Raw genomic sequence first — 12,629 nt, 5'->3', positions numbered from 1 at the left:
ACTCGCTCCTCGGTGCGGAAGGTACGGCGGTAGGGGGTCCGGGTGGGCCGGGGGCCGGGGGGTGTCACGGGGCCTCCGTGCGGTCGGCCGCCATGCCCGCGGCGTCGAGCAGGGCCGTGCCGACGATGAGGTCGGCGCCGCCGAACTCCTCGTCGTCCAGCGGGGTGCCGTCGTCCACGGAGAACAGCAGGCGGCGCTCGCCCTGGCGGTAGGCGGTGCCGACCGGGGGGCTCGCGGCGTGCACGGCGAGCAGGGCGACCAGGTAGGGCAGGTCCGGGTCGCGGCGGCGGGCGTCGGCGAGGAGGCCGGAGAGCCGGCGCGGCGCGTCGTGCTCCAGGTCGAGCAGCTCCATCGCGGCGGCCAGCTGCTCCTCGCTGAAGCGGCTGTCGTCCGGGGTGGCGATCAGGTCCGGCTCGGGCATCTCGGCGCCGAGGTGTTCGCGGGCCGGGGGCGGGCTGAGGAGCAGGTCGACCAGGTCGCCCACCCGGACGGAGACCGGGGTGCGCAGGCCCGTGCCGTGGGCGAAGAAGGCGTCGGTGGCGCGGCTCGCCTGCTCGACCGGGAGCGGCAGCAGCGGGCCGAGGAGCTGCCCGTACAGGTCGAGTCCGGTGCGGGCGGCGGGCGCGGCGAAGGCCTGGCGGTCCTGCTCGGCGCGGAAGAGCGGGCCGGCCTCCAGGAGCCGGGACTGGAGCTGGGTGTGGCGGCGGATGCAGTCCTTGACGATGTCGACCAGCTCGGCGGCGCGGCGCTTGTGCTCGGGGTCCTCGGCCTCGTCGCGGGCCTTGCGGATGTTGGTCAGGATCGCGTTCTCGTGGCGGTAGCGGTCGGCGACGTGGTCCAGGGCCTCGGCGATCATGTCGGGCACGGCGTTGAGCCAGTCGACCGCGCGGACGTTGCGCCGGGTGGCGTCGAGCGTCTTGCGCAGCGTCTCCGCGTACTGGACGGTCCGGTAGCGGGCCTGTTCGGCGGCGAGCTGGGCGTCGGCGAGGCGGCCCCGGCTGATCAGGACCTCCAGCTTCACCTCGGCGGCGATCTGGGCGCTGGTGACGTCCGTGTCGAGGGCGCCGACGAGGACGTTGACGGCTTCGTCGGTGGCCCTGAGGTAGACGCTGCCGCCGTGCCCGGGGACCTCCTCGATGAGCTTGAAGTCGTAGTCGCGGCGGACGTAGACGCCGTCGGGGCCGAAGGTGCCGTAGACGGCGCGGAAGCCGCGGTCCACGCTGCCGACGTTGATCAGGTTCTCCAGGACCCAGCGGGCGACGCGTTCGTGCTCGGCGGCGGGGCGGGAGGGGGCCTGGGCCGCGACCCGCGGGAGGAGCCTGGTCACTATCTGGTCGTGGTCCGCGCCGGTGTCGAAGTCCATGTTGAGCGTGACGTGGTCGATCGCGGCGAGCGCGACCTCGGCCATCGCGTAGCCGCTGTACTCACCGGCGAGGTTCGCCTTGCGCGCGTCCAGGTCGTGCAGCGGCGCGGTGCAGGCGAGCGCGCGCAGCCGCCGCGACAGCCCCTCGTCGGCGGCCGGGCCCGGTGCGGGCCTCGGCCCCGCGCTGAGCTGGGGCGCAGCGTTGTCCGTGTAGGCAGGCGAAGTCACGGTGCACAGATTAGGTCCTCGCACCGACAACGGTCGAAACGGCGCAGAAGGGCCGCTCCCGGCGGACCGGTCAGGCCCCCGCGTCCTCCCCGCCCGGCTCTCCGTAGCCGCCGCCCCCGGGCGTGCGGAGCACCAGGACGTCGCCCGGGCCGGCGTCCGCGCTGTCGCAGGCGGCAAGCGTGGTGCGGCCTCCGTCGGCGCGTTCGATGTGCTGGCTGCCGAGGGCGCCCGGTGCACCGCCGGCCATGCCGTACGGGGGCACCCGGCGGTGTCCGGTGAGCAGGGCGAGGGTGACCGGTTCCAGGAAGCGGATGCGGCGCTCGACCCCGTGGCCGCCCCGGTGGCGGCCCGCTCCCCCGCTGCCCTCGCGGACCCGGAAGCTCTCCAGCAGGACCGGGTAGCGCCATTCCAGGATCTCGGGGTCGGTGAGGCGGGAGTTGGTCATGTGGGTCTGGACGGCGTCGGTGCCGTCGAAGTCCTCGCCCGCGCCGGAGCCGCTGGCGACGGTCTCGTAGTACTGCACGCGGTCGTTGCCGAAGGTCAGGTTGTTCATGGTGCCGGAGCCCTCGGCCTGGACGCCGAGGGCCGCGTACAGGGCGCCGGTCACCGCCTGCGAGGTCTCGACGTTGCCGGCGACGGTGGCGGCGGGCGGGACGGGGGCCAGCATGGAGCCCTCGGGGACGCGGATCTCCAGCGGGTTCAGGCAGCCGCTGTTGAGGGGGATGTCGTCGGCGACCAGGGTGCGGAAGACGTACAGCACGGCGGCCATGACCACGGACTTCGGGGCGTTGAAGTTGCCCGGCTGCTGCGGGGAGGTACCGGTGAAGTCGATGACGGCGCCGCGGGCCTCGCGGTCGACGGTGACGGTCACCTCGATCACGGCGCCGTTGTCCGTCTCGTACCGGTAGTGGCCGTCGGCGAGCCCGGCGACGATGCGGCGGACCGACTCCTCGGCGTTGTCCTGCACGTGGCCCATGTAGGCGTCCACGACCTCGGCGCCGAACTGCTCCGATACGGCCCGCAGTTCGGCGATCCCCTTCTCGTTGGCGGCGATCTGGGCCCGGAGGTCGGCGAGGTTGGTGTCCGGGTCGCGGGAGGGGTACGGGGCGGTGGTGAGGTGGTCGCGGGTGGCGTCCTCGCGGAAGGTGCCGTCGCGGACCAGGAGCCAGTTGTCGAAGAGGACGCCCTCCTCGTCCACGGTGCGGCTGAAGGCGGGCATGGAGCCGGGCGTGATGCCGCCGATCTCGGCGTGGTGGCCGCGCGAGGCCACCAGGAAGCGCAGCACCGGCCCGTCGCCGGTCGTGTCGAACACGGGTGTCACGACGGTGACGTCGGGCAGGTGGGTGCCGCCGTGGTACGGGTCGTTGACGGCGTAGACGTCGCCGGGGCGCATGGTGCCGGTGTTGCGGCGGAGCACTTCCTTGATCGACTCGCCCATGGAGCCGAGGTGGACGGGGATGTGGGGCGCGTTGGCGATCAGGTTGCCGTCGGCGTCGAACAGGGCGCAGGAGAAGTCGAGGCGCTCCTTGATGTTGACGGAGCGGGCGGTGTTCTCCAGGGTCACGCCCATCTGCTCGGCGATGGACATGAAGAGGTTGTTGAAGACTTCCAGCATCACCGGGTCGACCTGGGTGCCGACGGCCTGCCGGGCCGGGCGCGGGCGGGCGCGGGTGAGGACGAGGTGTCCGGTGGCGGCGAGTTCGGCCTGCCAGCCGGGGTCCACGACGGTGGTGGCGTCGGCCTCCGCGACGACGGCGGGGCCGGTGACGACGTCGGTGGCCCGCAGGTCGTCCCGGCGGTGGAGCGGGGCCTCCTGCCAGTGCCCCTCGGCGAACATCCGGGCGGTGTCGTACGGGCGGGGCGCGGTGGGGGCGCCCTCGCCGCGGGCGGCCGGCCGGATCTCGGCGTGGCCGCCGGCGGTCCCGGTGGCCTCCACGGAGACCGTCTCCACCACGAGCCCGCGGTCGGCCGTGAAGCCGTAGCGGGAGCGGTGCTCGCGGGTGAAGGCGTCGGTCATGGCGGCGGCGGTGTCCAGGGCGACGGGCAGGCTCGCGTCGGTGCCCTCGTACCGCAGCAGGACCCGGGCACGGGTGGTGATGGCGTCGGCGGGCACGCCGTCCGCGCGCAGGTCGGCGCTCGCGCGGGCGGCGAGTTCGTCGCACAGCTCCCGCACCCGGGTCTCGGAGTCGGCGTCCAGGACGGCTTCGAAGGACTGCTCGCGCATGGCGGTGGCGTCGGCGAGCCCGATGCCGTACGCGGAGAGCACCCCGGCCAGCGGCGGGACGAGGACGGTGTCGATGCCGAGGGCGTCGGCGACGGCGCAGACGGCCTGGCCGCCGGCGCCGCCGAAGCCGGTGAGGGCGTAGCGGGTGATGTCGTGGCCGCGCTGTACGGAGATCTTCTTGACGGCGTTGGCCATGGAGAGGACCGCGATCTCCAGGAAGCCGGCCGCCGTCTCGGCCGCCGTCCGCTCGGTGCCGGTGGCCCGGGCGACCTCCTCGGCCAGTTCCTCGAAGCGCTCGCGCACGATGTCCGCGTCGAGCGGCTGGTCGCCGTCCGGTCCGAAGACGGCGGGGAAGTGGGCGGGGCGGACGCGGCCCAGCATGACCTGGGCGTCGGTGACGGTCAGCGGTCCGCCCCGGCGGTAGCAGGCGGGGCCCGGGACCGCGCCGGCGGAGTCGGGGCCGACCCGGTAGCGCCGGCCGTCGAAGTGGAGGACGGAGCCGCCGCCGGCCGCGACGGTGTGGATGTTCATCATGGGCACGCGCATCCGGGCGCCGGCGACCTCGGTGCCCAGTTCGCGTTCGAACTCGCCCGCGTAGTGCGAGACGTCGGTGGAGGTGCCGCCCATGTCGAAGCCGATGACCCGGTCGTGGCCGGCCTGGGCGGAGGTGCGGACCATGCCGACGACTCCGCCGGCGGGCCCGGAGAGCACGGCGTCCTTGCCGCGGAAGTGGGCGGCCTCGCGCAGGCCGCCGTTGGACTGCATGAACATGAGCCGGATGCCGGGGAGTTCGGCGGCGACCGAGTCGACGTACCGGCGCAGGATCGGCGAGAGGTAGGCGTCCACGACGGTGGTGTCGCCGCGCGGGACGAGCTTGATCAGGGGGCTGACCTCGTGGGAGCAGCTGATCTGGGTGAAGCCGGCGGCCCGGGCCTCGGCGGCGACCGCCTGCTCGTGGGCGGAGTGGCGGTAGCCGTGCATGAGGACGACGGCCGCACTGCTCAGCCCGTCGGCGTGGGCCTCGCGGAGCAGGCGGGCGACGGCGTCGCGGTCGAGCGGGGTGACGGTGCGGCCGTGGGCGTCGATGCGCTCGGGGACCTCGACGACCCGGTCGTAGACCGCTTCGGGGAGCAGGATGCGGCGGTCGAAGAGGCGGGGGCGGCTCTGGTACGCGATGCGCAGGGCGTCCCGGAAGCCTTCGGTGATCACCAGGACGGTCGGTTCGCCGCGCCGTTCCAGCAGGGCGTTGGTGGCGACGGTGGTGCCCATCTTCACGGCGGCGACGCGGTCGGCGGGGACCGGCTCACCGGGTCCGAGGCCGAGCATCAGCCGGATGCCCGCGACGGCGGCGTCGCGGTAGCGGTCCGGGTCGTGCGAGAGGAGTTTGCGGGTGACGAGCTGTCCGTCGGGGCGCCTCCCCACCACGTCGGTGAAGGTGCCGCCACGGTCGATCCAGAACTCCCAGCGCCCGGTCATGCCCCCATACTGGCCCGCCGTCCGGTGATCACGGAACAGGGCGGGGGCGGCGCGCCCCCGACGCGCTGCACTCCTGGGGTGTTACGGGGTGTATCCGCCGGTCAGACCGCCGGGGCGTCCGGGCCGATCCTGCTGCGTACCGCGGACTGGACCTCGGCCTCCTCGGCGGGGTCGGCGGCGAGGCGGCGCAGCCGCTCGGCGACGCGCAGGTCGCCGGTCTCCGCGTGGCGCGCGGCGACCTCGCGGGTCGTCTCCTCGCAGTCCCACAGGCATTCGACGGCGAACCCGGTGGGGAAGGACGGGTCGGTGGCGGCGAGGGCCCGGGCGGTCCGGCCGCGCAGCTGCGAGGAGGACGTCTCCCGGTAGATGTGGCGCAGTACGGGTGCGGCGCAGGCGATACCGAGGCGCCCGGCGCCGTCCACGAGCGCCCAGAGCCGTGGCGCGTCCGGTCCGTCGCCGCGTACGGCGTCGCGCAGTGCGGCGAGCACCGCGGGGGCGTCCTGCGGGCCACCGCGTCCGGCCAGCACGCCGGCGGCCGACGCTCCGAGCGCGTCGGGCCTGCGGGCCCAGCGGCGGGCGCGCTCCACGGCGTCCTCGCCGCACATGCGCTCGAAGGCGGCGACGGCCGCGTCGGCGACGGTGCCCCGGGGTTCGGTGGCCGCGGTCTCGATCAGGTCGAGCACGACGGGGTCGCGGACCTCGGCGGCGAGATAGTGGAGGGCGGCGCAGCGGGCGGCGTCGGGTCCGCTGCGGGCGGCCTCGACGATCTCGGCCCGGTTCTCGGGGCCCGCGACGGCGGCGAGGCAGCGGGCGGCGGGCACGTGGAGGACGCTGCCGCGCTCCAGTCCTTGCCGGGCCCAGTCGAAGACGGCCTGGACGCTCCAGCCCGGCCGGGGGGCGCCGGGGCGCATCTGGCGCTGCCAGCGGTCGAAGGACCCCTGCTCGGAGGCGGCCCGGACGCGGGCGGCGACCGCCTCGCGCGGGTCGTCGGCCCACAGGCGCCAGGGGCGGGGCTCGTAGGCGTCCCGTACGGTCGCGGCCAGCTCGGCGCGGCCCTCGGGGTCGTCGGGGAAACGGGCGAGCACGGGCTCGGCGAGGGAGCGGAGTCCGGCGTCGTCGTCGCGCAGCGCGAGCTCGTCCAGGGCCCAGGCCCAGTTGGAGCCGGTGGCGGCGTAGCGGCGCAGCAGGGCAAGGGCGTCGCCGCGCCCGTAGGAGGCGAGGTGGCCGAGGACGGACAGGGCGAGGCCGGTGCGCGAGTCCTCGGTGTCGAGGTGGTCCTCGGGGTCGGTCAGGTGCCGCTCGATCTCCTCGACACCGCCGTCGAGGTCGAGGAACAGGCGCGCGTAGTAGAGGGAGCGGTTCTCCATCTGCCAGTCGTGGCGCGGGTCGCTCAGGACGCAGTGGTGGAGCGCGGCCAGGGCCTCGGAGCGCGGTGCGGCGAGCGCGTGGAGCGTGCCGTCGCCGCGGCCTCTCTGGAGGAGGCCGAGCAGGGTGCCGCTCGGCGCTATGAACGGATCGAACATGGGGAAAGCCTCACATCAAGCTGTCGACACAACCGGGACTGTGCAGTTCCACGTGCTCCGGGACGAGCACTGGGGCGAGCCCTAGGCCGCGCGGCAACACGATGCGCCGACCGCCGTCTTCTGCCTGGTGTAGAGCATCTTCCTCTGCCTCTCGTCGGTTGGCCCGGATCGGGCCCGCGACGTCATGATGACCCAGCCATTTCGCCACCGCGACCACATTTACGGCGTACCCGTTCAGCGGGCTCCGAAGAGTTCCAGCAGGTCGTCCTTGCCGAACATGCGTGCGGTGTCGACCGCGGAGGGCGTTCCGGCGGCCGGATCGGCACCCGCGTCGAGGAGGGCGCGGATCACCGCTTCCTCACCCTTGAAGACCGCTCCGGCGAGGGGGGTCTGGCCCCGGTCGTTGGCCCGGCCCGGGTCGGCGCCGCGGGCGGCGAGGGCGGTGACCGCGGGGGCGTGCCCGTGGTACGCGGCGAGCATCAGCAGCGAGTCGCCCCGGTCGTTGGTGAGGTTGGCGGGCACGCCGGCGTCGACATAGGCGGCGAGGGCGTCGGCGTCGCCGGCGCGCGCCAGGTCGAACACCTTGGAGGCCAGCTCCACGACCTCGGGATCGGGCGCTTCGCTCATCGGGGTACCGCCTTCCTTGACCGTTCGGCCGCCGTCGGCGGCCGGGACGTGCACGGCGGGGGCCGTGCGAGTGAACCGACAGGGTACTGCCCGTGCGGGTACATGATCAGGCCCGGGCGTCACCTCCGCCGATCGGGTGGATAATCACCCTTTTAACCCGATTGCCCCTTTTATCTTATGGATACTTGGGGTGAGCCTGGAAGGACTCATGGTGACCGTCCCCTCCAACCAGGAGAACACTCATGATCCTTTCCATGTCCGGCGTCGTCATCCTCGGCATCATCGTCTTCCTGTTCTTCAGGAAGGACGGCCTCAAGGCGTCGCACGCCCTCGTCACCGCCCTGTTCGGCTTCTACCTGGCCGGGACCGCCATCGCACCGAGCATCACCGCGGGCGGAGCGAGCCTGGCCGGACTCCTGGGCGGGATCAAGTTCTGACCCTCCGCCTCCGCACCGACCCCTTCAGGAGACAGACGTGGCCAGGCGACCACTCCCCCGCATTCTGAGCAGCGGCAGCGCTTCGATCACTCGCAGTCGAGAGTTCGCGCGCACGGCCGCCGACAGCGCCACCGATGTGCTCCATCCGCTGATCACGCTCACGCGCGGTCTGCGGCTGCTGGCCGGCGCAGGACGGCAGAAGTGGGCCGCGACGCCCAAGGACCGGCGTGGGCCCACGCTGTTCCTCGTCGCGGCCTGCGTACTCGTGGTCGCGCTCATCCCGTACGGGCCGCTGCTGGCCCTCGTCACGGTGATGGGCGCAGCCGCATGGAAGGGACGGGACCGCACCCCCGTCCGGACCGGGCCCGACGAGGCGGAGACCGCCCGGCTGCGGGCCCTGTACGAAGCCCTCGTGCCGTACTTCTCGACGGCCGAGGACCCCAGCCCGCTGTTCGGCCACGGCGGCGAGTGGGAGAAGGTCTTCAGCGACTACGCGTTCGACGGCGACGGCCGCGTCTCGCGCCTCCAGGTCGCCTACCCCGCGTACTTCACCGACAGCGAGCCCGAGTCCAGGGCCCGGATCGAACAGCTGCTGCACGCCAAGTCCGGCCGGGGCCGGGAGTACCGGTTCAGCTGGGACGAGGAGGCCAACCGGCTCGTGATGAGCGTCCTGGACGCCCTGCCGACCTCGCTCACCGCCCAGCGCTTCGTCACCGCCCCCGGCGAGACCGTCCTCGGCTTCACGGACGAGGACGCCGTGCGGCGCACCCTCCCGGTGAGCGACGGCACCGGCACCCGCGACGCGCCCGGCGTCGTCTGGCGCACCGGCCCCCGCTCCACCGAACCGCACCTGCTCGTCGCCGGACAGCCGGGCAGCGGCACCACCACCCTGCTGCGGTCCATCGCCCTCCAGGCGCTCCAGCAGGGCGACATCCTCATCGTGGAAGGCAGCGGCACCGGCGAGTACGCCTGCTTCACCGGCCGCGAGGGCGTCCTGGCCGTCGAGTGCGGGCCCGCCGGCGCGCTCTCCACGCTGGAGTGGGCGGCCAACGAGACGGAACGCCGGCTGATCGAGGCGAACCGCGCCCGGCAGGCCGGCGACCCGGTCCCCGAGGACCTCACGCGGCCGCTCTGGATTCTGCTGGACCGGCCGAGCGCGCTCGCCCGCCCGGCCGGCGACGGGACGCCCGACGCGCAGGAACTGCTCCAGATCCCGCTGCGGCACGGCCGGGCCGCCCATGTCGTCGTGGTGCTGGCCGAGGCGTTCGACCACCTCGACGGCCTCGGTGAGACGGTCCGGACGCACACCAGGGCCCGGGTGGTGCTCGGCGACTGCACGGCCGGGCAGGTGGAGTCGGTGCTCGGCACCGGACCGCACACCACCCCGCCGCCGGACGCCCCGGCCGGCCGCGGCTACGCCCGGTTCGGCGCCGGACCGGTCCTGCGCATCCAGGTCCCGGCCACGCCCGACCCGTACGACGACGCCACCAGCGAGGCGCAGCGCGCGGCGGTGCTGAGCCTGCTGCCGGAGCGGCGCACCGCGGTGGAGGCGGGGGCGCCGGAACCGGCGCCGGTGGAGACGGTGGCGGCGCCGGCCGGGCTGGAGGCCGTGGCCGTCGGGGACTGATCACGTGGCGGCGGCGGAGGAGGGCCCGGCGGTGTGCCGGGCCCTCCTCCGCCGTTCACGCCACGAACGTGCGCGGTGCCTCCACGCCCGCCCCGGCCCCCGAGCCGACCAGCCGGGCGGCCTGGGCCAGGCGCTGGGCCGCCTCGTCCGCGACCGGGCCGCCGACCGTGAACGGCAGCCGCACGTACCCCTCGAAGGCGCCGTCCACCCCGAACCGGGGCCCGGACGGCACGCGGACCCCGACCCCCTCCCCGGCGACCGCGAGCCGGGAGCCGGAGAGGCCGCCGGTCCGCACCCAGAGCGTGAGCCCGCCGCCGGGCACGGAGAACTCCCACTCCGGCAGCTCCCGGCGCACGGCCGTGACCAGCGCGTCGCGGTTCTCCCGGGCCTGTTCCCGGCGCAGCCGCACGGCTTCCTCCCAGCCGCCGGTGCGCATCAGCCAGTTCACCGCGAGCTGTTCGAGGACGGGGGTGCCCATGTCCGCGTACGCGCGGGCGGCCACCAGGCTGCGGATCACGTCGGGCGCGGCCCGTACCCAGCCGATCCGCATGCCGGCCCAGAACGCCTTGCTGGCCGAGCCCACGGTCAGGACCGTGCTGCCGGCCGGGTCGAACGCGCAGACCGGGCGCGGCATCTCCACGTCCTCGTCGAGGTGCAGCTCCCGCATCGTCTCGTCGACCACCAGGACCGTACCGGCCGAGCGGGCGGCGTCCACCAGCGCGCGGCGGCGCTCCTCGTCGGCCAGCGCCCCGGTCGGATTGTGGAAGTCCGCCACGACGTACCCGAGCCGGGGCGCGGCGTCCCGCAGGACCTGGCGCCACCGGTTCAGGTCCCAGCCGCCGAGCCCCTCCTCCATGGCCACCGGAACCAGCCGGGCGCCCGCCTCCCGCATCAGCTGGAGGATGTTGGCGTAGCTCGGGGACTCCACCGCGATGCGTTCGCCCCGCCCCGCGAACAGGTGGCAGATCGCGTCGATGGCGCCCATCGCTCCGGTGGTGACCATGATCTGCTCGGGCATGGTCGGGATGCCGTCGGCGGTGTAGCGGTCGGCGATCATCCCGCGCAGCGCCGGCAGCCCGGCGGGGTAGTCGCCGTGTGTGTGGGCGTACGGGGGCAGCTCCTCCAGGGCGCCCTGGACGGCCCGGGTCAGCCAGGGCTCGGGGGCGGGCAGCGAGGCGCAGCCCAGGTCGATCATGGAGCCCAGGGCCTCGGGCGGCAGGGGTTCCAGGCCGCGGGCGGGCAGCGGGTTGCCCGCCGGGACCGCCGTCCAGCTGCCCGCGCCACGCCGGGACTCCAGGAAGCCCTCGGCCCGCAGCGCCTCGTAGGCGGCGGCGACCGTGGTGCGGCTGACGGCCAGGGCGAGGGCGAGTTCCCGTTCGGCGGGGAGGCGGGCGGCGACCGCGACCCGGCCCTCCAGGACGAGCAGCCGGATGCCGTCGGCCAGGGCCCGGTAGGCGGGCGGGCGGCGGGTGCCGGGGCCCGCCGGCCGCTGCTGGGCCCGGAGCTGCCGGGCCAGCTGGGCCGCACCGACCGCCGAAGTCCACTGCGCCATGAGAATCAGTCCACCTTCCTCGGATTGGCCATGGTTGACGGCCGATCCCCTGCCACAGAGTGACACGGAGCAGTCCAACACCACCACACCAGGGGGCACCCCTTGTCCGAGACCCTCGCCCCTCGCGGGGCGCACCTCACCCGTCGGCTGGTCCAGCTGTACGCGGGGCTCGCGCTCTACGGGGCGAGCTCGGCGCTCCTGGTCGTCGCCGGTCTCGGCCTGGAGCCGTGGGGTGTGCTGCACCAGGGGCTCGCCGAGCGCACCGGGATCAGCATCGGCGTGGTCTCGATCATCATCGGCGCGATCGTGCTGGTGCTGTGGGTCCCGCTGCGGCAGCGGCCGGGGCTCGGCACGGTGTCCAACGTGTTCGCCGTGGGCATCGCGATGGACGGGACGCTCGCGCTCGTCCCGGAGGCGCACGGCCTGGTGGCGCGGGCCGGGGTGATGGTGGCGGGAATCGTGCTGAACGGGGTGGCGACGGGGCTGTACATCAGCGCCCGGTTCGGCCCGGGTCCCCGGGACGGCCTGATGACCGGCCTGCACCGGCGGACCGGCAGGTCGATCCGGCTGGTGCGCACAGCGATCGAGATCGCCGTCGTGGTCACCGGCTTCCTGCTCGGCGGCTCCCTCGGCGTGGGCACGGTGCTGTACGCCCTGGCCATCGGCCCGCTCGCCCAGGTCTTCCTGCGGCTCTTCGCGGTCCCCGGGGAAGGCGCCCCCTCGGCCGGGACCTCCGCGCCCCGGCGGTCCATACTGCGGCGGTGACTTTCGAACGCCACCCCTATCTGGACCACCCCGCCCCGCTCGCGTTCGCCCACCGGGGCGGGGCGGCGGGCGGGGCCGAGAACACGACGGCCGCCTTCCGCCGCGCCGCCGACGCCGGGTGCCGCTACTTCGAGACCGATGTGCACGCCTCGGCGGACGGCCGGCTCGTCGCCTTCCACGACGCCACGCTCGACCGGGTGACGGACGCCCGGGGCCGCCTGGCGGAGCTGCCGTGGAGCGAGATAAGCCGGGCCCGGGTCGCCGGGCGCGAGCCGCTGCCGCTGTTCGAGGAGCTGCTGGAGACGTTCCCCGGGGCCCGGTGGAACGTGGACGTCAAGGCGGAGGCCGCCCTCCGGCCGCTCCTGGAGCTGATCCGGGCGACGGACGCCTGGGACCGGGTCTGCGTCGGCTCGTTCTCCGAGGCCCGGGTCGCCAGGGCGCACCGGCTGGGCGGCCCGCGCCTGGCCACCTCGTACGGTGTGCGCGGGGTGCTCGGCCTGCGGCTGCGCTCGTACGGCATCCCGGCCGCGCTGCGCGCCGGAGCGGTGTGCGCGCAGGTGCCGGAGAGCCAGAACGGCATCCGGGTCGTCGACCGCCGCTTCGTGCGCGAGGCCCACGCGCGAGGGCTCCAGGTGCATGTGTGGACGGTGAACGAACCGGAGCGGATGGCCGCTCTCCTGGACCTCGGGGTGGATGGCATCATGACCGATCACATCGAGACGCTGCGCACGGTGCTGAGCGAGCGGGGGGCCTGGGCCTGACCCGCCGCCGCGCCGCCGTACGGCCGGCGTCCGCACGGGGAGATTC

The 12,629-nt window shown here is 74.5% G+C and carries 9 protein-coding genes; 4 read left to right on the top strand and 5 right to left on the bottom strand.

The window, feature by feature from the left end; genetic code table 11:
- Positions 1 to 64: 64 nt before the first annotated feature.
- The 4 genes from ACFUJY_RS10665 to ACFUJY_RS10650 all read right to left on the bottom strand — a co-directional run bounded on the left by ACFUJY_RS10665 (position 65) and on the right by ACFUJY_RS10650 (position 7,441).
- Positions 65 to 1,591, bottom strand: coding sequence for a hypothetical protein (locus ACFUJY_RS10665; protein ID WP_383297408.1), 1,527 nt, complete (start codon positions 1,589 to 1,591; stop codon positions 65 to 67).
- A 70-nt stretch (positions 1,592 to 1,661) separates the two neighbouring features.
- Positions 1,662 to 5,291: a hydantoinase B/oxoprolinase family protein gene (locus ACFUJY_RS10660; RefSeq protein ID WP_383297406.1), complete on the bottom strand. Its 3,630-nt coding sequence runs from the start codon at positions 5,289 to 5,291 to the stop codon at positions 1,662 to 1,664.
- Between the two features lie 101 nt (positions 5,292 to 5,392).
- Positions 5,393 to 6,814 (bottom strand): HEAT repeat domain-containing protein, encoded by a 1,422-nt coding sequence (locus tag ACFUJY_RS10655; protein WP_383297404.1) that lies wholly within the window; start codon positions 6,812 to 6,814, stop codon positions 5,393 to 5,395.
- A gap of 234 nt (positions 6,815 to 7,048) precedes the next feature.
- Positions 7,049 to 7,441 (bottom strand): ankyrin repeat domain-containing protein, encoded by a 393-nt coding sequence (locus ACFUJY_RS10650; RefSeq protein ID WP_383297402.1) that lies wholly within the window; start codon positions 7,439 to 7,441, stop codon positions 7,049 to 7,051.
- Between the two features lie 242 nt (positions 7,442 to 7,683).
- On the opposite strand from ACFUJY_RS10650, the gene ACFUJY_RS10645 reads away from it, so the two are divergent.
- Together ACFUJY_RS10645 and ACFUJY_RS10640 are read left to right on the top strand one after the other, a co-directional pair.
- On the top strand, positions 7,684 to 7,878 hold the full coding sequence (locus tag ACFUJY_RS10645; protein WP_018103962.1) for a hypothetical protein: 195 nt from the start codon (positions 7,684 to 7,686) through the stop codon (positions 7,876 to 7,878).
- Positions 7,879 to 7,915: 37 nt separating this feature from the next.
- On the top strand, positions 7,916 to 9,505 hold the full coding sequence (locus tag ACFUJY_RS10640; protein WP_383297400.1) for a hypothetical protein: 1,590 nt from the start codon (positions 7,916 to 7,918) through the stop codon (positions 9,503 to 9,505).
- A 55-nt stretch (positions 9,506 to 9,560) separates the two neighbouring features.
- Here ACFUJY_RS10640 and ACFUJY_RS10635 read toward each other — a convergent pair whose 3' ends face one another.
- Positions 9,561 to 11,057, bottom strand: a complete 1,497-nt coding sequence (locus ACFUJY_RS10635) for a PLP-dependent aminotransferase family protein (RefSeq protein ID WP_383297398.1) — start codon at positions 11,055 to 11,057, stop codon at positions 9,561 to 9,563.
- 102 nt (positions 11,058 to 11,159) lie between these two features.
- Here ACFUJY_RS10635 and ACFUJY_RS10630 point away from each other — a divergent pair, with 102 nt between their 5' ends.
- On the top strand, positions 11,160 to 11,822 hold the full coding sequence (locus tag ACFUJY_RS10630) for a YitT family protein (protein ID WP_383297396.1): 663 nt from the start codon (positions 11,160 to 11,162) through the stop codon (positions 11,820 to 11,822).
- On the top strand, positions 11,819 to 12,583 hold the full coding sequence (locus tag ACFUJY_RS10625) for a glycerophosphodiester phosphodiesterase (protein WP_383297394.1): 765 nt from the start codon (positions 11,819 to 11,821) through the stop codon (positions 12,581 to 12,583). The genes ACFUJY_RS10630 and ACFUJY_RS10625 overlap by 4 nt, the downstream gene beginning before the upstream one ends.
- The last annotated feature ends 46 nt before the right edge of the window (positions 12,584 to 12,629 follow it).

The organism is Streptomyces sp. NPDC057249 (genome assembly GCF_042669245.1).
Lineage (GTDB): Bacteria > Actinomycetota > Actinomycetes > Streptomycetales > Streptomycetaceae > Streptomyces.
Note: the sequence above shows the minus strand (reverse complement) of the source record. Positions and strands in the feature narration are given on the sequence as shown.